This is a genomic window from Paenibacillus sp. P32E (assembly GCF_001909085.1).
GTDB classification, from domain to species: domain Bacteria; phylum Bacillota; class Bacilli; order Paenibacillales; family Paenibacillaceae; genus Paenibacillus_AQ; species Paenibacillus_AQ helianthi.
Window position 1 is genome coordinate 115,569 of the sequence record NZ_LVYY01000001.1, and the last position, 24,971, is coordinate 140,539.

Below are 24,971 nucleotides of genomic sequence, written 5' to 3' on the forward strand. Positions count from 1 at the left end.
TGTCTACTTTCGGGGATCAGCTTTACCGAAAAGTGTATGATCCATCCGAGTTCTATTTGAAGGATCATATTGTGAACGGGCGGATGATTCTTCCGGGTGTCGTCTATCTGGAGATGGCCCGTTCGGCCGGGGCCTTATCGAGTCCCGGACAGAAGGTAACCGGGCTTAGAAATGTTGTGTGGACCCAGCCATTGGAATTGACCGGCGAACCGAAGGAAACCGGCATCAGGCTGCGGAAAACAGACAAGGCTGCCGAATATGAGATTGTATCCGAGCAAGGGGCCGTATACTCCCAGGGGGAAGTTGCATATGATGCGTACCCGGAAGTAACCGGCGGGTCGGTGGCCATTGAGCAGGTTCTTGCCCGGTGTACTGAAAAGGTCGAGCATCCGAGGCTCTACTCCCTGTTTGAAGCAGCGGGCTTCCGCTACGGGCCCAGCTTCAAGCCGGTTCATGGCTTGAGCTGCAACCGGACGGAAGCCTTGTCCCGGATTTCCGTCCCTGAGCCGCTGAGAGAGAGTATGGACGACTTCTTGCTGCATCCGGTGCTGCTGGAGGGTGCCTTGCAAACGGCCGGATTTCTGGTGCATCACGGACTGGAAACGGCCTCCCCATACATTCCGTTTGCGCTGGGCAGCCTGGAGATACACAGCAGACTTACGCCGGATTGCTGGGCTTATGCCGCCTTTGCGCCGGAACAGGAGAGCGGCGGTGTAAGAAAGCTGGAGGTGGCTATTGTGGATGAGTCCGGCAGGGTGTTAATCCGAATGAAGGATTATATGGTACGGCCGTTATCGAAGGACAAGCCGTCAGTGCGGACATCGCCGGTAGCTGATGTCCCGGTGGCTCAAGCCGAGGAGCGGAATACAGATGCGCTGCTTGCTTATCTGCGTGAGGAGCTGACCGGCATTCTGGCCGGGATGGTGAATATTCCGGCTGCGGACATATCCGCGACCCGTGACTGGAGCCAGTATGGCATCGAATCGATTCTGTTGACGGAGCTCTCCGGTTTGATTAATGCCAGACTGCATCTGGAGACCACACCCGCTCTTTTCTTCGAGGTGAACGATTTGACTGTCGATAATGTAGCCGGTCATCTGCTCGCCAAGAAGAGGGGAGCACTAGAAGAGCGTCTCAAGGAAAGTGAGCTGCAACAGATCCGTCAGGAGCATGAACTATCGCGGCTTACCGTTGCAACAGCCTCCTCTCCGGAATACGCCGGCGAAACCGTTCTTTCCTCCGTAAGTGATGAAGGGGGAGCAGAACCGATAGCGATTATTGGTATCGGCGGAAGAATGCCGCAGTCAGACAATCTCGATGCGTTCTGGGAGCATTTACGGGAAGGGCGCGACCTGATTACGGAAATCCCTCCGGACCGGTTCGATTGGCGGGACTACTATGGCGACCCCCGGAAAGAGGCCAACAAGACGAACAGCAGATGGGGAGGGTTTTTAGAGGAGGTCGATAAGTTTGACGCGGCTTTCTTCAATTTAACCCCTGCCGAAGCCAAGTACATGGACCCGCAGCAACGGCTCTTTTTTGAGACCGTATGGGAGACGATCGAGGATGCGGGGTATAAGCCCCGCAATCTGTCCGGCAGCCGGACCGGTGTATATGTGGGGGTGTCCAACGGGGACTATTCGGAGGTTCTGGCCAAAAGTCCGGTGGATGCCTTGACGATGACGGGGAACAATCATCCGATGATTCCGAATAAAATCTCCTATCATTTTGGCTTCACTGGACCGAGTGAGCCGATTGACACGTTATGCTCCAGTTCGCTTGTGGCGATTCACCGGGCAGTGGAGGATATCCGCAGCGGCCGCTGTGATCTGGCCATTGCCGGCGGGATCAACGTTATCCTGAGTCCCAAGCTGTACATCAGCTACAGCAATGCGGATATGCTCAGCCCGGACGGCCGCTGCAAAACATTTGCCAAGGACGCCAACGGCTTTGTCCGGGGGGAAGGAGTCGGAGCGCTCCTGCTTAAGACGCTCAGCCGGGCGGAGGCAGAGGGTGACCGGATCTATGCGGTAATTCGGGGAAATGCGGTTAACCATTGCGGGCGCTCCAAATCTCTGACTTCACCGAACCCGCTGGCCCAAGCCGAAGTGATTAAAGCCGCTTACGGTAAGGCGGCCATAGATCCGTCTACGGTTACGTATATTGAAACGCATGGCACCGGCACCCCGCTGGGCGACCCTGTAGAGATTAACGCGCTCAAGCTGGCTTTTGAAGAGCTGTATGACCAGTGGGGCATTCGTCCTGGAGAAGTTCCGCATTGCGGGCTGGGCTCTGTCAAAACAAACATAGGACATCTTGAATCTGGGGCGGGCATAGCGGGGGTACTGAAAATTCTGCTTGCCCTTAAACATAAGACCCTTCCGGCAAGCCTTCATGTGAAGGAGATAAATCCGTATATTGATGTGAAGCATAGCCCGTTCTATATCCTGGAGCAGAGCCGGCCTTGGAGCCGGCTCCGGGACGGAGAGGGGCACCCGGTTCCCCGCAGAGCGGGAGTCAGCTCATTTGGAGCAGGCGGGGTAAATGCCCATCTGGTCTTTGAGGAATATGTGAAGCAAGATGCGCCCAAGTCTGCAGACATCTCCCGCTCCGGGACTGCCGGCAGCCAGATCTTCGTTCTGTCCGCGAGGAACGAAGAGCGGCTCCTTGCCTACGCCGAGCGGGTGCTGCAGGAGCTTGGCCGGACAGAAGCGGATTTGGAGGATATTACTTTTACGTCCCAGACGGCAAGGGAAGAGCTGGAGGTGCGCTTCTCCGCCGTTGCAGAAGATAGGCATGCACTGGTTCACAAACTTCAGCAGTTTATCCGCGGTGGAACCGGCGACTGGTACAGAGGAAGCATCTATGACGAGGACAATCTGACAAACGCCGGTGCTGCGGAACAGGCTATGATCCAGGAATGGATAGAGCGGTATAATCCGGGGGAGCTTGCGGCTCATTGGGTGAAGGGAGCAAGAATTGACTGGAGATTGCTACATACGTCGTCGGCACGCTCACGGGTAGCTTTTCCGACATATCCGTTCCAGAAAGAACGTCATTGGATAGACGGAACAGACAGCATCAAATGGCTGTACGGGATACCAAGTTCCGGTGGACCAGGCGCTGAGGGGGGAGATGTTAAGTTAACGGAGGCAGGCGGCAACCATCCGCTGTATACGGCCAATACCTCAACCTTGCGGCAGGTAAAATTTCTTTCGACACTCCGCAGCACCGCCCCGTTCATCCGGGATCACCGCATACACGGCGGCATGATTGCTCCCGGTGTCATCTACCTGGAGATGGCCAGAGCGCTGGGTGAACTCGCCGCCGAACAAGCGGTTGCGGGATTGCAGGATGTGGTATGGGTTCAGCCGTTGACCGTGCCGGAGGGGGGCAGGGAGCTGTCTGTTTCCTTCTCCGGGCTTGAACGGGATTCGGAAAGGCTTAACTTTGTAATCTCCAGCCTGCAGGCAGACGGGAGCGAAATCGTTCATTGTCAGGGCCGGGTTCTGCTGGGGAGGCAGAGCCGTAAGGAGCCCGACAATCTGCCGCTTGCAGAGCTTATTCGCCAATGCGGCTCAGAAGAGACGGGGAAGGATTTCTACGAGCAGGCGCAGCGGAAGGGTTTCTCCTACGGTCCCGCTATGCGGAGTATCCAAAAAGTGCATAAAAATGAAATGAAAGCGCTCTCCAATTGGATTATACCTAAAGAGTGTAGGTCTTGGGATGCAAAGTATATGCTGCACCCGTCGATTATGGATGGCGCGCTGCAAAGCACAATGGTCTCCGGACTTGAAGAAGCCGGCGATACGGCATATCTGCCCTTCAGCCTGGCAGAGCTGTATTGGTACCGTCCGCTGCCGGAGAAAGGGTACGTGTATGTAACTCCGGCAGGTGCAGGCGGTTTGGATGCAGCGGTTGGGCAGACGTTCAAGAAATATCATATTCGGCTGCTTGACGAAGCGGGCCGTGTCTGCGCAGAGTTTACGGACTTTGCCAAAAAAGCGGCATTCCTTCAGCCTGGACCGCAGCATACGGACAGCTTCCTGTTCACCCGCAGCCGTTGGATCGAAGCGCCGTTGAATGGGGATGGCAGAGAGGAGCGGCCGAGAACTGCCGTCGTATTCGTATCCGGCGAAGAGGCCTTGCTTCAGGTCAAGGATAAGCTGCCTGGTACCGAATGCCTGATTGCCGTTATGCCCGGAACTGAATTTGCGGCATGCGGCAAGCTGGAGTACCGGATCAATCCGGTGAACCGCCGGGATTATGAGGCTCTCTGGAGAGTGCTGCAGGAGCGGGGAATACAGCCGGACAGCCTGCTGAGCATGCTGACGGATGGCCAGGCCGGGCTGTCTGCTGTAGAGTCCGGGTTCTATTCACTGGCCTATATGATGCAGTCCTTTGGACAAATCATGAAGCCGCTGCCGCTGCAGCTTGTGTTCGCCTATCCGGTCCACCGGGAACCGCAGGAGACCGAGGTATACCACGCCGCTGCAAGCGCGCTGCTCAAAAGTATGGCGCTGGAGAACCGCCTGCTGGCGTGCATTTCCTTAAGCTCAGACCAGCCGGATCTTCTGGCTGCACAAGCGGCTGCGGAGCTAAGGCGGGAAGCGAAGCCGGCTGAGGTAGAAGTAGTCCGTTATCAGAATGGGCGCAGGCTGACCGGCAAGCTGATCGAATGCGGCCTTCCCCTCAACGGAAAGGGGCCGTCGCCGTTCCGTAACGGCGGGGTCTATATTATCAGCGGCGGCTTAGGGGGCGTAGGCCGGTTGGTGTGCAAGCATCTGTTGTCGGTCTATCAAGCCCGGATAGTCGTGTTTGGCCGTTCTCCGCTCGATGGGGAGAAGGAGCGGGAGCTGCGGGAGCTGGAGGAGCTGGGCGGCGAAATCCTGTATTGGAACAAGGATATTACCAACGGAAGCGATGTGGCCTTCGTCATCGAAGAAACGATACGGTGTTTCGGAAGCATCCATGGTGTGCTGCACCTGGCCGGGACAATCCGCGATGCTTATTTGACGCGTAAAACTGAAGAGCAAATGCGGCAGGTGCTCGCTCCCAAAATCGATGGACTCCTCCATCTGGACACGTATACCCGTGACCTGCCGCTTGACTTGTTTGTCCTCTTCTCTTCGATTTCAGGCCAGATAGGGAATGTGGGACAAAGCGATTATGCTTATGCCAACCACTTTTTGGATCACTTTGCGGTATGGAGGGAGAGCCTTCGCCGGAAGGGGCAGCGTCACGGCAAATCGTTATCTGTCAACTGGCCGCTTTGGCGCGACGGGGGAATGACGATAGATGCTTCCGCCGAAAAACAGATGCTGGAGCTGACGGGCATGGGAGCGATGGACACCGCTTCAGCCTGCAGCATCCTGGAGGCGGGGCTTCATTCCGGGGAAGCCCATGTTACTGTGTTCAGCGGGAACCGGAATCAAATCGCAGCCGTGTTTGGCATCGGCAGAGCAGAGCAAGGTCCGGCTGCGGCCGACGTTGCCGTCCCTGCCCCTGCGGAGGCCGCTGATCTGTCGGCAGAAGCCGTCAGCCGGGAGGCGGCCGATTCGACTGGCTTGCGGGAGCGGACGCTGCTTATGCTGACAGAGGTATTTGCCAAGATCAGCGGGATTGCGGTCGATACCTTCCAGGAGCGGGTTCCCTTCGAAAGGTACGGCCTTGATTCCATCATGCTCATGAAAGTCAGCACGGAGTTGGAGGCTTACCTTCCTTCTATGTCCAAGGTGATGTTTTTTGAGCTGCAGACCTTGGGCCAACTGGCAGATTATTTTACCGAGCATTATGAGCTGCCGTTGCGGGAGCATCTGGATATGCTGCATGAAGCTGCTGTGGCAGCCGAACCGTCGACTGAAGTGCATGTGCCGGCCGAAGCTGCAGAACCGACGCTCCCGGATTATACCGGACAGCATAACGTTGTTCAGCCGGCAGACCGGCGTGACGGTCAGGAGATTGCGATCGTAGGCGTGAGCGGCAAGTATCCCTCTGCAGCGGACCTGGATGAATTCTGGGAGCGGTTGAAAAGCGGGACCAACTGTATTACCGAGGTGCCGCAGGAGCGGTGGGACGGAGACATTTATTATGATGCCGACCAGGAGGTTCAGGGGAAAAGCTATTCCAAATGGGGCGGTTTCATCGACGGTGTAGACCGGTTTGATCCGTTGTTCTTTAATATTTCTCCGGCAGAGGCGGAGCTGATGGACCCGCAGGAACGCCTGATGCTGGAGACGGTCTGGGCAACGATGGAAGACGCAGGTTATACAAGAGAAACGCTGGGAAGCTCTGTGGGCGTGTTCGTGGGTACGATGTACAAGCATTATCCTTGGGCAGCCAGACATTTGGAGGTTGGGAGCCTGCTCGCCAGCACCTCCTATTGGTCGATCGCGAACCGGATCTCCTATTTCTTTAACTTTCAGGCGCCGAGCATGGTGATTGATACGGCTTGCTCGTCTTCCCTGCATGCTATACACCTGGCCTGTGAGAGCATCAGGCGGGGAGAATGCTTGAGCGCCGTTGCCGGAGGCATCAATCTGACATTGTTGCCTGACAAGTATTTGGGGCTGAGCCAGACCCGGATGATCGGAAGCGCCGACCGCAGCAAAAGCTTAAGCGACGGTGACGGCTACGTCATGGGGGAAGGGGCGGGAGCCGTACTTCTGAAGCCGTTGTCCGAGGCGGTCAAAGACGGCGATGTCATTTATGGCGTCATCAAGAGCAGTTGCTCCAATCATGGAGGGAAAACGAACAGCTTCACCATGCCAAACCCCAATGCGCAGGCAGCGCTCGTAACGAGAGCCGTGCAAGAGGCCGGCATTCCGATAGACACGCTTCGTTATGTGGAATCTGCCGCCAATGGTTCTCCGCTTGGCGATATGATCGAGATCCATGCCCTTATCAAAGCGTTTAAGGAGTTGGGCAGCCGACCGGGCAGTATTTCGCTCGGAACGGTGAAGGCCAATATCGGCCATTTGGAAGCGGCCTCGGGGATCTCCCAGCTGACGAAGGTGCTGCTGCAGATGAAACACAGAACCTTGGTGCCGACCATCAGCGCCGATCCGTTGAATCCGGATATTAAGCTTGAGGGTTCGCCGCTATACCTTCAACAATCGCTCCAGGAATGGGAGCCTTCCCCCGGTGAGCCTCTCCGCTCATTGATCGTTTCATTCGGTGCCGGAGGCTCCAATGCCGCACTGGTCGTGGAAGAGTACAGGGTAGCTCAGCCTGGCGGCAGCGAAAGAGTGGATACCTGGCCGCTGTTGTTCGTATGGTCAGCCAAGAATGATGAGCGGCTCATGGAGCATACGCGCCGAATGTACAGCTTCATCGCGAATCATCCAAGCCTACCGGCTGCGGATATCGCTTATACGCTGCTGAGCGGACGCGAAGGGATGGAGAGCAGAGTGGCAATCGTTGCAGAGAGCAGAGCGGATCTGCTGAAGAAGCTGGAGCTTGTCCTGGAGGGAAGCCGCCGCAAGTGGGGGATTTATTACGGAACACTCGACCCTATGGACGGGATATCCGGGAAGGAGGAGGCAGACGATGTGCAGCGGGCTTGGGAACGCGGAGATCTGGGTGGGCTCGCACAGATGTGGGTGAACGGTGCGCAGATCGAAGCCCGCTCGTTCCCGCAGCTGAGTCAGGCCCGCCGTGTTCCGCTGCCGTCGTACCCTTTTGAGCGTAAACGCTGCTGGATTACAGAATCATGGACAGGTGCAGAGCCGGGCGGCAGGATCGCTCCCCCGGAAGAGGTGGCAGCGGGCAGCAAGCCTGAACGGCCTGAAGGATACACACTTGCAGAGCTGGTGAAACAGCTGGTCGCCGATATTGTCAAAATTCCGGTTGAAGAGCTAGATGCCGATTTGCCGTTCCACAGGTTTGGTTTTGACTCGTTAAGCGGAATGCGCTTTGTAAATAAACTGAAAGAACGGCTTGGGACAAAAATACCGGTCAGCGCCTTGTACGAACATCCGACCGTTCATAAGCTGGCGCAACATTTAGCGGATGAAGGGATCTGGAGCAGCAACGGATTGACCGAAGCTGACCAGCGCAGAGAAGGTGGCAGCGATGGTGCAGCGGAGGTGTTCCGCATGCTGCTTGCGGGGGTAAAAGCGGGAAGACTTACCGCAGCCGAAGCAAGCAGGCTCCACCAAAAGCTTGTCAAAACTGAAACGAGAGGTGGCTCTAAGCGAGATGAAGCTTGAAGATTTGTACCAGTTGGCATCGGAGCTGTCTGACGAAGAAGCATTGGAGATGTGCAGACAAGAATCGTGGGAAGCCGCTGAACCGGAGCGGGACGAAGCAGCGGGATACCCTTTATCCGAAGGACAAAAAGCGTTATGGGTCATCTATCAGCTCTCCAGGGACAATTACGCGTACAATACGCCCTTGGTCTTCCGGTTGCGGCCGGAAGCCGATCTTCCGGCACTGAAGCGGGCGGTTGGCCTTCTGGTGAAGCGCCGGACCATCCTGTCAACCCGGATTGCCGTCACAGACGGCAATCCGTTGCAACATACGGATGCCGGGCTGCCAATCGATATGCTGGAGCAGGACACCGCCCGGATGACGGAGGAGCAGCTGGAGGTCTTGATGAAGGAGGAGGCACGCAGCCCGTTTGAGCTGGAGAACGGTCCGCTGTTCAAGGTACGGCTGTATCGGCGGCCGGATGGTGCGCATTTGTTATTTTTCAACATCCACCACATCATATTTGACGGAATATCTTCCCAGATTCTTGTAGAGGAGCTGGAAGCCTGTTATCAGGCGGAGCTGTCCGGCGGGAACGGCAGTCCCGGAAGCGACGAACTGGATTACGGTGATTATGTGCGGTGGCAGCGGGCATTCTTGGCCGGCAGAGAAGGAGAAGCGCAGAAGCAGTATTGGCTCGGCAAGCTGAACGGGGGGCAAGGCCATATCGAACTCCCGTATGACAAGCAGCGGCCGGCCTCTCCGGGCTTCTCCGGCAAGAGCCAGGCGTATCCGCTGCCCGGAGATACCGCAGAGAGGGTTCGTGAACTGGCTGCCCAGCATGGTTTTACTCCATTTATGGTGATGTTGTCCGCTTATACAACACTGCTCTACCGGTACAGCCAGTCCGAGGATATCCCGGTGGGGACTCCGATGGCGGGAAGGCCGGAGGCCTATTTCGAGCGGGTGATCGGCTATTTCATGAACATGGTGGTCATCCGAAGCAAGCTAAATGAGCATTCCCGCTTCATTGACCTGCTTCGTAATGTCAAACAAGCCGTGTTTGAAGCGCTTGAGAACAGCGACTATCCGTATTTCACGCTGCTTCAGGATATGCGCAGACAGGATAAGTCGGTCCAGTCTCTGTTTAATACGGCATTCTATTACCAGAACTGGCTGGAGCAGCCGGGTCTCAACAAGGCATCTGCCTTGATTGCTGGCCCGTATGAAGGGCTTCGCCAGGAGGGCGAATTCGATTTGACTCTGGAGATTATGGACCTGGGGGACGGATACCGGCTGTACTGGAAGTACAACCCGGATCTGTTCGAGGACCGTACGATTGAGCGGATGAACGGGCACTATGTCAATGTGCTGTCGGCCTGCGTTGCGGATACGGAGCTTTGTCTGTCGGAGATCGGCATTATGGAGCCTATGGAAGCAACCGGGATGCTGGACAAGCTGAACCATACGGAATGCACCTATCCGATTGACAAGAGCGCCGCCTGTTTGTTCGCAGAGCAGGCAGAGGCGGCTCCCGCTGCCACAGCGGTAATTTCAGGCGGACAAGCGCTGACCTACGGGGAACTGGATCGAAGAAGCGATGTTCTGGCATCTTATCTCCAGTCCAGGGGGATCGGCAGAGGCCGGTTGGTTGGCGTATTTATGGAGCGGTCGGTTAACCTGCTGACGGCATTGATCGGGGTGCTGAAAAGCGGAGCCGGCTTTGTGCCGCTGGACCCGCTCTATCCGCCAGACCGCATCCGGATGATGCTTGAAGACAGCAAAACTTGCTGTGTTATCAGCGAGGCCGGTCTGTTAAGCCTGCTGCCGGAAGGAGCTGCCACCGGGCTTGCCGTGGACTCCGAGTGGTCCGGCATTGAAGCGGCGGCCGGGAGTTACGGCAAGCCGTCCCGAGAGCATGATCCGAAGGATGCGGCCTACGTCATTTTCACATCCGGCTCCACCGGACGTCCGAAAGGGGTCGAGGTGGCACATCAAGGGCTGACGAACTTTCTGTGCTCAATGGCCGAAGCGCCGGGATTCGGAGCAAGGGATCATCTGCTTGCCGTCACCACCGTGTGCTTTGACATTGCCTATCTGGAATTGCTTCTGCCCCTGGTTTGCGGCGGGGTTGTGGAGCTTGTGCCCTCGCATGTGGCTAAGGACGGAATTGCGCTGAAGGACCGGATTGAAGAAGGCGGGTTTACCGTCATGCAGGCCACTCCGGCTACCTGGAGCATGCTGCTCAAGGCCGGCTGGAGCGGAAGCAGACCTTTCAAGCTACTGTGCGGAGGGGAAGCGTTGTCTCCCGGATTGGCCGATCAGCTGTTGGAGCGGGCCGGAGAAGTGTGGAATATGTATGGACCTACCGAGACGACAATTTGGTCGTCGGTCCTGAAGGTCAGCGGCGGCTCGCCGATCAGCCTGGGTCATCCGATCGCCAACACGCAGATGTATGTGCTGGATCAGAGGCTGCAGCCTTGTCCGCCGGGAGTAGCAGGAGAGCTGCATATCGGCGGATATGGTCTCGCCAATGGGTATTGGAATAACCGGAAGGATACGGACGCTAAATTCATTGTCCACAGTCTGGACGGCGGAACCGGGAAGCGGCTCTATAAGACGGGAGATCTGGCCTGTTACAGAGCGGACGGAACCATTGAATACTTAGGGCGGATGGACAATCAGGTGAAGATTCGCGGTTACCGCATCGAGCTGAGTGAAATTGAAACCGCATTGAAAGGGATCGGCGGGGTGCAGGATGCGGTTGTAGTGCTCCGCAATGAAGGTGAACGCAGGCCATTGACGGCTTTTCTCATAACCGGAAATGCGGCGGAGCCGGAAGCGGCGCTGCTTAAGAAGCGGTTGGCCGAAGTGCTGCCGGACTATATGATTCCCGCCCATTATATTGCCGTTGAGACATATCCGCACACCTTGAACAACAAAATTGACCGGAAAACATTGTCAACGGCACCGCTTGCAGATCTTCGGGGGATCGGGACAGCGGCTGCTGCGGAACAGCCGGGACCAACGGAACCGAGAGGCTCCGAAATTGCGGCAGAGGATATGAAAGGCGGGCTGATCCGGGCGATCGCCGGCATAATGGAGCTGGACCCGGACGAAATCGACACAAATGTGCCAATCGGCAATTACGGCTTCGATTCCATCTCGTTTACGGACCTTGGGGTTGCAGTCAACCGTCTTTTTGGTATCAAAATAAATGCGACACTGTTCTACGAATACAGCACGATTGACAACATCGCCGCCTACTTGTCGGAACAGGTCGGCATTGTCCCGGCACTCCGCTCCGAGCCGGTGCTGGAGGCTGCCGGGCAGGCTCCGGCGGAGGCGGAAGGGGACCGGCGTGCGGCAGCGCCAGGCGAAGCCGGGGCGGTGCTGTCCGGTAATGCCGGCGCGGCTGCCGAACAAGACCGGGAGGACAACCGGATTGCCATCGTCGGCATGTCGGCGCGGCTGCCCGGTTCACCCACTCTGCAGGACTTCTGGAATAACCTGGAGCGCTGTGCAGATTTGGTTACGGAAATTCCGGAGGACCGCTGGGATTACCATTCGTTCTACGGAGATTCCAAGAGAAGCAGCAATAAGAGCCATTCCAAATGGGGCGGATTCATGTCCGGCGTAGACCATTTCGACTCCCTGTTCTTCGGGATATCGCCTAGAGAAGCCGAGATTATGGACCCGCAGCAGCGGCTGTTTCTGGAAGTGGTCTGGGAGACCTTCGAGAATGCCGGTTACAGGCTGTCCGAGCTGTCGGGGTCGGATACGGGAGTTTTTGTCGGCTGCACAGGAACCGATTTTCTGGATGTGCTGCAGTCCAGCGGCAAAGCGATCAACGCCCATTCCATTTCAGGGCTGTCCCGCACCGTCATCCCGAACCGGGTTTCCTATCTGTTCAATTTCCATGGACCCAGCGCCGTTGTCGATACAGCATGCTCCAGCTCGCTGGTTGCAGTACATAGAGCGGTTGCCGCCATCCTGAACGGCGAATGCTCCATGGCTATCGCCGGAGGCGTCAATCTGATCCTCAGCCCCTTTGCTCACATTGCCCTGAGCAAAACGGATATGCTGAGTCCGGACGGACGCTGCCGGGCCTTCGACCAAAGCGCCAACGGCTATGTCCGCGGCGAAGGCATTGCGGCCGTGTTGTTAAAGCCGCTGGCTCAGGCGGTTGCGGACGGCGACCACATTCACGGGGTCATCTGCGCCTCGGCGGAGAATCACGGCGGTCGTACTAATTCTTTGACCTCCCCGAATGTCAACGCCCAAGCGGATCTGCTGGTCCAGGCTTACCGGAAGGCAGGGATTGATTCCTCCACCGTTACCTATCTGGAAGCTCATGGAACCGGGACGGCGCTCGGTGATCCGATCGAGATTAACGGAATCCAAAAAGCGTTCGACACCTTGGGGCATTGGAGCGGCGGCAGCAAGGACGCAGAGCCTTACTGCGCCATCGGTTCAGTGAAAGCGAACATTGGCCACCTTGAGGCTACCGCAGGAATTGCCGGTCTGCTGAAGGTGCTGTTGGCGATGAAGCACCGGACGATACCGGGCAATCCGCAGCTGAGCGAGCCTAATCCGCTGATTGAGCTGGAGCGCTCCCCGTTCTATCTGGTGCGCGGCACACAGGCCTGGAAGCGGCTTACGGGCAAGGATGGAAGGGATATTCCATTCCGTGCCGGGGTCAGCTCCTTCGGCTTCGGCGGAGTGAATGCCCATATCGTCATCGAGGAATTCATGCAGCCTGACAGCGTGGTCAGCGACGACACCGGCGGAGAGTTCCTGATCGTTCTGTCCGCCCAAACCGCAGAGGCTCTCCGGGAGTATGCGGAAAGGCTGCTGAACTTCCTGGAGAATGCTCAAGCGGTCAGCTCCATTCCCTTGAGTAAGCTCGCATTTACGTTGCAAACGGGCCGTGAGGAGTTCGAGGAACGCCTTGCGCTGTCAGTTCATTCACTGGATGAGCTGCAAGAAATGCTGATCTCATTTATCGACGGGCATGCTCCGGCGGGCAATCTGTTCCGGGGAAGCGCCGGTGGCGATGGACAGAGCGTCCATCAGTTGCTGGAGGGCTCCGAAGGAGCGGATTACGTCCGTATGCTGATAAAGAACAAGCGGTACCGGAAGCTGGCCTCTCTGTGGGCCGACGGAGCACGGATCGACTGGAAGCTGCTGTACGGAACCAAGCCGGGCAAGCTGCCGCTGCCGGTGTATCCTTTTGCCCGGACAGCCTTTAAGCTGCCGGTGGATTTCAACGAGCTGCTGAAACCCGCCGCCAGAAAGGCCCCGTTGATCGACCGGGTGTATCCGGCGCCGGGCGATGCGGCGGTCTGCTTCCACAAAACGTTCAACGGACGCGAGCCGATCCTGAAGGACCATGAAGTAAACGGCATGGAGATCATGCCCGGCGTAGGCTACCTTGAAATGGTGCATCAGGCGGCGTCCATGTTCAGATCCGGCCCGTTTGTCCTGTCGAAGCTGGCGTGGCTCCAGCCGCTGACTGTTGCAGAGGAGCAGCTGGATGTCTACGTGCTTCTCAAGGAGCGCGGGGAGCAGCAATTCGGCTATGAGGTGCGCAGCGGCGGCACAGAGGGAATGCTGCATGCCCAAGGCACCATCGGCAAGGCCTCCGAAGTTCAGGAAAGCAGGCAGGTGTCCATTCCGGACATTCAGGCGCGTTGCCGGACAGTGCATGAACGGGAGCCTTTTTACCGTCTTATCCGTGATGCAGGCATTCATTACCGGACCTACTTTCAGTCGGTGCAGCGGATATGGTCCAACGGGGAAGAGGCGCTGGGCGCCATGCAGCTTCCTGCGGACTATGCCCATGAGCTGGAGGAATATAATCTTCACCCATCTCTGGCGGACGGCGCGCTGCAGACGATGGCCATTCTTATGAACAAGGGCGGCGCCCCCCGAATCCCGTTCGCTGCCGAACGAGTGGAATTCTTTCGCCCGCTTACCGCTGAATGTTACGCCTATGTGCAGAGAAACGGCGAGCATTCATTCCACCTGGCCATTCTGGATGATAAGGGCAACGTATGCGTTGCCTTCACGGAGCTGATGTCACGGGGAGTGAAGCAGCCTGCGTCCGGAATGTATTATTCCACGCAGTGGAAGCAGGCAGGCTCGGCCGATTCCAGCGCAGCCCTAACCGGACATGAACAAGTTCTGGTCATTGCGCCGCAGCTACCGGTAGAGCTTGCACCTGAGTTCAGACAGCGGTTCCCGAATGCGAAGATGCTTCGTATGGGACGGCGGACGTTCTGCGTCCACGAACATGAGTATGAGATGGATACAGCCGATCCGCAGGCGTTCGAGCCTTTGCTCGAGGCCATCGGCCCCGTCGATCAGGTGTATTTCCTGGGCGGGCTGCATGCTTGCGTCTATGGACCGGCTGACTTGAACAGGATACGGGAGCTGGAGGAGCAGGGGGTTATCGCGTTGTTCCGGCTCATCCAGGCGCTGGGCAAGCGGGAAAGGACCAGACAGCCGCTCAGGCTGCTTATTGTGACCAACCAGGCGGCGCTCGTCACGGGAACGGAGACTGCGAATCCGGGGGCTGCGTCTCTGATCGGCTTTGCTATGGGGGCGGCAGCGGAATATCCGGCCTGGCGCATTCGCCATCTTGATATATCCTTGCAAGAAGCTGACCCGGCGGATCTAACGGCGAAGCTGATCGCTTATAACACACAGGATGTCAGTGAAGGAGAGGGGCTGACCGCACTGCGGGGCGATCGGCTGTACCGGCAAGCTGTATACGGGCTGGAGCTGCCTCCTGCCGCCCATAGTGCCTTCAAGCAGCAGGGAGTGTATTTTATCGTGGGCGGTGCAGGCGGCATCGGTCGAAGCTTGAGCGAATACTTGGCGGCCCAATACCGGGCCCGGTTGGTCTGGGTGGGAAGACGTACGCTGGACGAAGAAATCGGACATGCAATCCGGAGCATTGAAGCCAAAGGCGGAGAAGCCGTCTACCTTCAGGCGGATGCCAGCGACGCTGCACAATTGGGACTGGCGGCGGCACAGGCGGTGGAGCGTTTCGGCACAATCGACGGAGTTATCCATTCCGCCCTTACGCTGCGGGACCAGACCATTGAATCCATGTCCGAGTCCGTTCTGCGGGAGGTGCTCGCGCCCAAAGTTGCAGGCACGGCGGCCCTTTACCATGTATTCAAGGAAGCGCCGCTTGATTTCATGCTCTTCTTCTCCTCCACCAGTTCGTTTCTCAGGAGCGCAGGGCAGAGCAATTACGCGGCAGGCTCCAGGTTCCAGGACCTGTTCGCTCAAGCGGTATCCTCTGCGGCCCGCTTCCCGGTTAAGCTAATCAACTGGAGCTACTGGAGCGAAACCGGAATAGTGGCGGGCAAAAATTATGTAGAGCGCCTCAATTCACTTGGAATGACCGGCATCCACACCGGTGAAGGCATGGAGACGATCGAACGGGTCCTTGCGAGTCCGGTGGAGCAGGTGATTGTCATCAAAGCCTCTCCGCGGATACTGGAGGTGCTGGGATATGATCCGGAGCTGAAGCTGATCGCGCATCGGCCATCATCTCCCGCAGCCTCCCTCGCCCTGCCGCCGGCTCCGGAACCGACGGGAACCGCGGAGGTGGACCGGCTCATCGCCGGATTCCGCAATGTGGAAGCATACGGCATGCATAGGCTGGCCGGCGTAATTCGGAGAATGGGCGGTTCGCAGCATTCCGGTGAATCGCATAGCATAAGCGGACTGCGGGAACGTCTGGGAATCATTCCGGCATACGACCGGCTGTTCGATGCGATCGTGCGTATGCTGGCCGGGCGCGGCTACATGCTGCTGGCCGGGAATTCGGCCGCGATGCTGCCACGATTGGACCAGCCGGAGACAGCGCAGCCGAGCCAACAGGACATGCTTGAGGCCTATCCGCTGCTGAGCCCTTACGTTGCGCTGCTCGATACGTGCCTGGAGGCGTATCCCGAAGTGCTGACCGGCAAGCTGGACCACATGCAGGTGCTGTTCCCGGACGGCTCCAAATCGCGGGTAGAGCCGATCTACAAAGGCAATGCGCTGGTGGATTATTACAACAAGACCGTAGCTTCGCTAATCCGCCGGATCGTTGAAGCCCGCCTGAAGGCCAATCCGGGCGAGGTCGTCAAAGTATTGGAAATCGGTGCGGGAACAGGGGGCACCAGTGTTTTTGTTTTCGATGCCCTTAAGGATTTGCGGGAGCAGATTGAATACTACTATACAGACATATCCCCTGGGTTTACCCGGTACGGAGAGAAGCAGTACGGGGAGACCAGCGGGTTCGGACTGTTCCGAACGCTGGATATTGAGAAGGACATCGAAGCCCAGGGCTTTGAGCCGGATTCGATGGATATCTGCTTCGCCTCCAACGCCATTCACGCAACGGGGGATATTCAGCGGGCTCTCGGCCATGTGAAAAGACTGCTGAGAACGGGGGGGCAGCTTATTCTGAACGAGCTGACCTCCCTTCAGGTATTCTCAACACTGACCTTCGGCTTAACGACCGGCTGGTGGCTGTTTGAAGATCCCGAGAAGCGGATTCCGGGATCTCCGCTGTTGAGCCCAAGGCAATGGAAGGAGGTGCTCGGATTATGCGGCTTCCGCCATACCCGACTGGTTGATTTGCTGCAGCGGGAAGGGGAGGACAGGAGCCAGAGCATTATTGTGGCGGAGAGCGACGGTGTCGCCCGCCTGCCGCAGCCGACACAGCTCCATCCGGCAACCGAACCGGTGCCGCCCAAGGCAGCGCTGCCTGCCGCTGCTGAAGTCCGGCCGGAGCCGGCCGTCGTACAGGGAAGCCCGGCTCCCGCTGCGGAGCAGAACGTTCTGGAGGAGCTGCGCGAAATGTTCGCTGCGGTGCTGAAGATCGCTCCGTCGGCGCTGAAGCCGGATGTGCCTTTTGAGAAATACGGGGTCGATTCCCTGATTATCATCGAGCTGAATAAGCTGTTCGAAGAGAAGTTCGGACAAGTATCCGGCACAGTATTGTTTGAGAACACCACGCTTAGGATGCTAGCCGCCTATTTTATGGAGCATCACCAGGAACAGGTTGAACGCAGCTTCACCAAGGAGCCTGCGGAAGCTGCTGCGCCGGTTGTACATGAGAACGACCTGCCCGATAGGTTTACGAAGGAGCCGCCGACAGCTGCTGTGCAGGAGCCAATCCACACAACATGGCGCGGCTCACTCCGGGAACAGCCTGCCGACATACCGGCGACGGGCAGTCATGCTCCTGCTGCAGCGGGGACGGGGGAAATCGCTGTAATCGGACTAGCCGGCCGTTACCCGCATGCCGATTCGCTGGATCAATTCTGGGATAACCTTGCCGCCGGCAAGAACTGCGTTGCGGAAATTCCGCCGGACCGTTGGGACTGGTCGGCCCATTATGATCCGTCCGGCTCTTCTGCGGACAAGAGCTACAGCAAATGGGGCGCTTTTATTGCGGACCCTGACAAATTTGATGCCGAGTTCTTTGAATTCAATGCAGGGTATGCGGCAGAGATGGACCCTCAAGAGCGCATCATGCTGGAGCTGACTTGGCATCTGCTTGAAGATGCGGGGTATCCGTACCGGTCATTGTCGGAGCAGGGACTGAAAACAGGTGTTTTTCTCGGTGTTATGTATGGGACTTATGGGATGATGGGGGCGCTGGCTTCGGCAGAGGGCGCTAACAGCCATGCTCAATCCTCGTATTGGCTGATCGCCAACCGCATCTCCCATTACTTTGATTTCAAGGGACCGAGCTTTGCCGTGGACTCCGCTTGCTCGTCCTCGTTAACGGCTCTGCATCTGGCCTGCGAGAGCATCCGTCGCGGAGAATGCAATACGGCGGTCGTCGGAGGGATTAATCTGATCCTGCATCCGAGACATTTGCAGCGGTTGTCCAATCTGCACAACCTCAGCTCGGACGACAAGACACGAACCTTCAGCGGGGAGGCAGACGGCTTTGTTGTCGGAGAAGGAGCCGGAAGCGTGCTGCTGAAGCCGCTTGAGCTGGCTGTGCGGGACGGAGACCGGATCTACGGGGTAATCAAAGGCACGGCCGTTAATTCGACCGGAAATGCCGGAGCCTTCATGTCGCCCAATCCGGCGGTGCAGGGTGCTTTGATTGCGGAGGCGCTGGAACGGGCACAAGTCGATCCACGGACCATCAGCTGTCTGGAGGCCCATGGAACAGGCACAGCTCTGGGAGATGCCGTAGAAATCAGCGGCTTGACCAAAGGTTTCCTTCCTGGCGGTGCAGATCGGCAGTATTGCGCAATCGGGTCGGTCAAATCGAATATCGGCCATCTGGAAGCAGCTGCCGGAGTATCCGCCCTGACGAAAGTGCTGCTTCAGCTGAAGCATCGGCAGCTTGTGCCCACCCTGCATGCTGAGAATCCGAATTCCTATTTGAAGCTTGAACGGACCCCGTTCCGCCTTCAGTTGGTGCTTGAGGAATGGAAGGCTCCGGTCATTGCTGGGACGGTGCTCCCACGGCGGGCGGGCGTCAGCTCATTTGGCGCCGGCGGAGCCAACGCCCATGTAATTGTGGAAGAGCATACGGCTGCCGAGCGGCCCGGATACGGAGAACAGCCGCATCTGATTGTGCTCTCCGCCAAGAAGGATGCAAGACTCCATGCCTATGCAGCCAACCTGTATGCGTATCTACAGGAGCATTCCGAGCATTCACTCGGGGAGATTGCGTATACGCTGCAAAAGTCCAGGTACCACATGGACAGAAGATTGGCCTTTATTGCAGAATCCAGGGAGAACCTTCTGCACATGCTTCGTCAGGCCTCCACCGGCGATTATACCGGCATGCTGTGCGGGGGCGCGGAGCCGGATTTCGAGACGGATGATGAAGCGGTAAGCGCAGCTATTCAGGAACGGAATCTGCCGCAATTGGCCCGGCTGTGGCTGGCCGGCAGTCGAATCGACTGGCCTGCCCTGTATGCACACGGCACACCGGCGCTTGCGACGCTGCCGGGGTATCCGTTCGAGCGGGTCCGGCACTGGTTGAAATCCGGTAAGAACGGGGACGGCCTTCTGCTGCCGCCGGTTGAACGGCCTGCCGGGGAGCGTTCGGGAACCGGCGTCTACACCCGCACCTTCAGATACAATGAACCTTATCTGCGCGACCATGTTACATTCGGGAAGCAGGTGATGTTGGGCGTTACCCATTGCAGCCTGGCACTTGAGGCAGCCCGGAAGGCGTATCCCGATAGACCTCAGGCGCATATCCGCAACCTTCTGCTGATAGAGCCGGTTATCGTGGAGCGGGATGAGTGGGTGGAGGTCGGTATTCAGATGGACGGCGCTGCCTTTGCCAGCGTGTATTCCGGCGGAGTGCACAGCGGACCAAGGAAAGCGGCGCGGGGAGAGTATTACTTCTCCTATGAAGCGGAGCCGCCGCCCCTGGATGTGGAGGACTTCATCCGCCGCAGTGACCGGACGTATACTGCCGGAGACATCTACACAAGGAAGAAGCCCGGCGTATACGGACCGGCTCTCCAGACGGTAGCCGAAGCGTATGTATGCGGGGGCGAGGCGGTAGGCAAGCTCAGGCTCACAGATGAAATGCTGCGGGACGGGCAGCGGTACTTCGTTCATCCGGCTTATCTGGACGGAGCGATGGTTACCCGGTTCGCGCTGCTGGAGGATAGCGGAGAGCCGGAGCCGTTCATTCCCCTGATGGTCAAGAGAATAACCGTCTTCCGGCCGCCGTCGGGCATTTGTTACAGCCGGGTGCAGCCGGTTAAGAGCAATGAAGAAATGTGGGAGGTGGATCTGACGCTGTATGACGAAACGGGAGCCCCTTTGGTAAGGCTGGAGGGCTTTGTCGCCAAAAGAGTGAGAACCGATGAGGACGACAGGCGCAGGAAGGATCCGGTGTTTGCGGCCGTTTCGGCCGGAGAGCCGGAGGAGGCGGCAGAGACGGGTGGACCGATCCCGGCGGTCAGAAGCTATATTGCCGGGAAGCTTGCCGGAATTTTGCAGGTGCCTGCATGGTCGCTCAAGCCGGAGAAGAACTTTATGGACATGGGTGCCACTTCGATGGTGCTGGTTAACCTATCGCAGACAATCGCAAGCGATCTGGATGTGGAGCTTTACCCGACGCTGTTCTTCGAATACCCGACTATTGGCGCGTTGTCGGAATATCTGGCGAATGAGTATACGCAGCAGTGCACCGCTTATTTAGCCGGTGCAGAGCTTCTCAGCCCTGCCGGGGCGATTGCCGCGGCAAGCGAAAAGGAGCCGGGAGGGCGAGCAGCGGCGCATATGCGTGAGGCGCAGGCCAAGGCAGGGATTGTGCTGGAGGAACGGAAGGAGGCGGACGATCCGTTGGCCGATACCGGTGCGGCGGAGAATGGGGCAGTCGCCATCATCGGGATAAGCGCGATGCTGCCGGGCTCGGCGGATCTGGAGGACTTTTGGAGCAAGCTCGAAGCAGGCGAAAATCTTGTAAGCGAGATTCCCGCAGATCGCTGGGACTGGCGGCGCTACTATAAGAATAACCCGGATGAACCGGGCACAACGAATATTATCTGGGGCGGGTTCATGAAGCACATGGATACCTTCGATCCGGGCTTCTTCGGCATCTCTCCCAGGGAAGCCAATCTGATGGACCCGCAGCAGCGGCTTAGTCTCCAGCTTGTCTGGAGCGCCATTGAGGATGCGGGCTATAATCCAAGGCAACTGGCCGGCAGCAATACAGGAGTGTTCATCGGCGTGGCAGGACATGATTATGCCGACGTATTGGCCAAGGGAGTTGTCGAGAGCGAAGCGCAAGCGCTGACGGGCAATGCCCATAACGTGCTCACCGGCCGGATCTCCTTCCTGCTGGATCTTCACGGTCCAAGTGAGCCGATCGATACGGCTTGCTCCAGCTCGCTCGTCGCTGTGCACCGTGCGGTTGAATGCCTGGGCAACGGCGAATGCGATTTAGCTCTGGCCGGGGGCATTAATGTCATTGCAAGCCCCTCCTTGTATGTTTCGTTCGACAGCGTCGGCATCTTGAGTCCCGACGGCAAGTGCAGGACGTTCGACAAGGATGCGAGCGGTACGGTCCGCGGCGAAGGAGCGGGAATTCTGCTGCTGAAGCCTCTGAACCAGGCCGTTCGGGATGGAGACCACATCTACGGCGTCGTTCGGGGAACCGCTGTCAACCACGGCGGCAAAGCCGGGTCCCTCACAGCGCCCAACCCGAAGGCGCAGGCCAATGTCGTCGCAGCCGCTTATGAAAAGGCAGCGATCGATCCGGGCACCGTCGGCTATATCGAAGCCCATGGAACTGGCACTGCCTTAGGTGATCCGGTGGAGATTAACGGTTTGAAGGCAGCGTTTAAACAACTGTACGGCAAGTGGAGCCGCACGTATAACGGCCCGCATATCGGCATTGGCACTTTGAAGACGAACGCCGGTCATCTGGAGACGGCGGCGGGGGTAGCCGGAATCCTGAAAATTGTCGGGGCGATGAAACGCGGGGTTTTACCGGGCCTCCTTCATTTTGACGAGATCAATCCGTATATTCAGCTAACCGGCAGTCCGTTCTATCTGGTCAAAGAGACGCAGCCCTGGAGCCGGATCAAGGACAACACCGGCCGCGAGCTTCCTTACCGGGCCGGCATCAGCTCCTTCGGATTCAGCGGAGTGAATGCCCATGTTGTATTGGAAGAATACACCGGCGCTTGTCTGCCGGAGCCTGATCGGGAAGATGTGCTGATTACTCTGTCTGCACGCAACGAAGAGCGGCTGCGGGAATACGCGGAATCGTTGAGCCGGTTCTTGAAGCAGAGCGGGACCGGGGAGTCCGGCCACGCTGCAGCAAGGCTGCAGGCTATCCTTACCGGCGAGGTGCAGCAACTGGTCGCCGAGATTGCCGGAATTTCAGGCGAGGACCTGGATGGCGAAACTCAGCTTATGGAGTGCGGCTTGGACACCATTCTGCTTGCCCGGTTGGGGGAAGCGGTGGAGGAGCGGTTCGGCCCAGGAATGGAGAGCATGGAATGGCGGCCGGAATGCCGCATTAAGGAGCTGGTGCGAATCCTTGCTGCCACAGCATCTGTGAAGCGCCGCTTCGGCCGGCACAGGGGAGCTGCTGCAGGTGTCAGTCTGCGGCAGATTGCGTACACGCTGCAAACGGGCAGAGAGGCCATGGAAGCAAGACTTGCCTTTATCGCCGAGGACCTGGAGGATCTGCAGGCCAAGCTTGAAGCATACCTTGACGGAGCAGCGGCTGGAGATTCCGGCATCAGCTCATCGCAAGGTAGGGGGGCTCACAGGTCCGAAGACGACCTGGAGGCAGAAGTGGCACAACTGAAGCTTCCCGAAGAGCTGGAGCGGCTCGCTGCCTTGTGGGCGCAAGGCGCTGATTTCAGCGAATGGAACCGGCTGTATCCTTCCGGCTTGCCCGGAAGAGTACAGCTGCCCGCATATCCGTTCTCCCGCCAACGCTATTGGGTGGAACCGCTGGCGGAGGTGTCCGCCGGGTCGGGAGAGCCGCCTGCCGTTGTCCCGCAGGCGGCTCTGACCGCACTCATCGACAGCAATGAATCGAATTTAGTCCGCCAGTGCTATAAGAAGCTGCTGCGGGCGGAAGCGTTCTATCTGCAGGATCATATCGTTGACGGCCGCATGATTCTGCCCGGTGTGGTCCACCTGGAGATGGCCCGCATGGCCGGGGAATTGGCACATCCGTACCAGCATGTGACCGGCTTGGCCAACGTCACGCTGATTCAGCCGCTGCAATTGACGGGAGAGCCTGTCGAAGCATGGACCTCCATTCATCAGTCGGCAGCGGGCTACGACTTCAGGATTAGCCTGGAAGACGGAACGGTCAGCTCCCAAGGCGAGATTCACTACGGGGCACTGCCGGATGTTCCGTCCGAACGTTTAGATCTGCAGGGAATCGCCCGGCGGTGCCGCACGGAAATGGAGCAGAACGAATTTTACCATTTGTTTGAGGGTGCCGGATTTGCCTATGGCACAACCTTCAAGCCGCTGCGTCGAATCTCCTTTTACGGTGATGAGGCGCTCGCGAGCATTCATTTGCCTGACCGCTTGCAGCAGGATTTCCATTCATTCCTGCTGCATCCCGTCCTGATGGAGGGGGCGCTGCAGACTGCGGGCTTTCTGGCCAACCGCCATGCTCAAAAGGAAAGTCCGTACATCCCGTTTGCGATTGGCAGTCTTGAAATCTACGGTGAATTGCCGGAGCACTGTCTGGTGTATGCCTCGTTCTCGTCCTCTGCATGCGAAGAAGAGGTGCTGAGGCTGGATGTAAGTCTGATCGATTCCGAGGGGAACGTGCGAGTCAAGATTAAGGACTACAGCGTGAGGCCGCTTATCCGGCGTGGTAACGGCCAATCCCTCCTGTACCGTCCTGCTTGGGAGGAGAAGCACAGGGAGCAGGATGACGTTCCCGTGGAGGGTCCGATCGTGCTGTTCCATGATGACAGCAGCTTATGCGGGACATTGTCCGCAGCGACGGGCCAACGGGTCATTCTTGTGAAGCCGGGAGATCGCTTTAGGCGCATGGGGAACGACAGCTATCGGATAAATCCGTTATATGAAGAGGAATACCGCCAATTATTTGAAGAGCTGGAGGAAGTGGCTCCGGGCTACTCACATATCGTACACATGTGGTCGCTTGAAGCACGGGGCGAGAGCATTTCCCCGACCGACCAGCTTGATCGCGGCCTGTTGTCACTCTTCTATGTGAGCAGGGCTGCTGTCGCTGCCGATTCGGACCGTGAGGTCCGGATGGTTCATCTGTATCGGCGGGATGAGCCTGCAGGCGCGGCCGTCGGCGGCTTTTACAAAAGCTTATATCTTGAGAACAGACACTGGCTCGGCCGTTCCGTCGGTATGGACCCGGATGCCCCGGAGCTGCTTCCGGAAATTCTTCTGCGGGAGCTTACCAGCGGCGGACCTGAGCGTGAGGTGCGTTATCTCGGCGTTGTGCGGCAGGTGAGAAAGCTTGAGATTTACGAGCCGTCACACGTAAACACCACGCCCTTGAGGGAGAACGGCGTTTATTTGATTACGGGGGGCGCGGGCGGCATAGGGTTTCAGGTCGCCCTGCATCTGGCCAAAAGTTACCATGCTAGGCTGGTATTGAACGGCAGAACGGCTATGAACGAGGGGATTGCGGCCAAGCTTGCTGAATTGGAACGGGCGGGAGGCCAGGCGGTCTATGTGAGCGGAGATATATCCGAACAAGCGGATGTGGGATTCGTGCTGAGACAGGCCAAAGCCCAGTTCGGCCGGATTAACGGAATTCTCCACTGTGCTGGCATTATCCGGGATTCTATCGCCCTCCGCAAGCAGCGTGAGGATATCATGGATGTGCTGGAGCCCAAAATTTCCGGCGCGGTTTATCTGGATGAGGCGTTGCGGGATGAGCCGCTGGATCTGTTCGTCCTGTTCTCCTCGATATCGGGCGAGATCGGCAACGTTGGGCAATGTGACTATGCCTATGCCAACAGCTTCCTAGACCATTTTGCCCGCAAACGGGAAGCGCTGCGCATGGAGCATAAGCGTTACGGTAAAACCGTCTCCATCAATTGGCCATTGTGGGAGGACGGCGGCATACCGGTCGATGAGGCAACCAGGCGTTTCATGAAACAAACACTGGGGTTGTTGCCCCTTAGCCATGAACAGGGAATCCGCTTATTCGAGGAATGTCTGGGGTCTGACGAGGAGCAGCTGATGGTGCTTTACGGCAACCGGGACAGAATGAAGGCCGTGCTTATCGGATCATGAGGCAGAGCGTAAGG

General features: G+C 57.8%; 2 protein-coding genes (1 of these 2 only partly in view). Both read left to right on the forward strand.

Going from position 1 to position 24,971, the window contains the following annotated elements; translation table 11 throughout:
- On the forward strand, positions 1 to 8,210 hold the 3' portion of the coding sequence (locus tag A3848_RS31520) for a non-ribosomal peptide synthetase (RefSeq protein ID WP_143192313.1). Its footprint begins 14,587 nt before the window's first position; the window shows 8,210 of its 22,797 coding nt (coding positions 14,588-22,797); the start codon falls outside the window, past its left edge; the stop codon is at positions 8,208 to 8,210.
- Positions 8,200 to 24,957, forward strand: a complete 16,758-nt coding sequence (locus A3848_RS00415) for a non-ribosomal peptide synthetase (protein WP_074082882.1) — start codon at positions 8,200 to 8,202, stop codon at positions 24,955 to 24,957. Before A3848_RS31520 ends, A3848_RS00415 begins: the two co-directional genes overlap by 11 nt.
- The last annotated feature ends 14 nt before the right edge of the window (positions 24,958 to 24,971 follow it).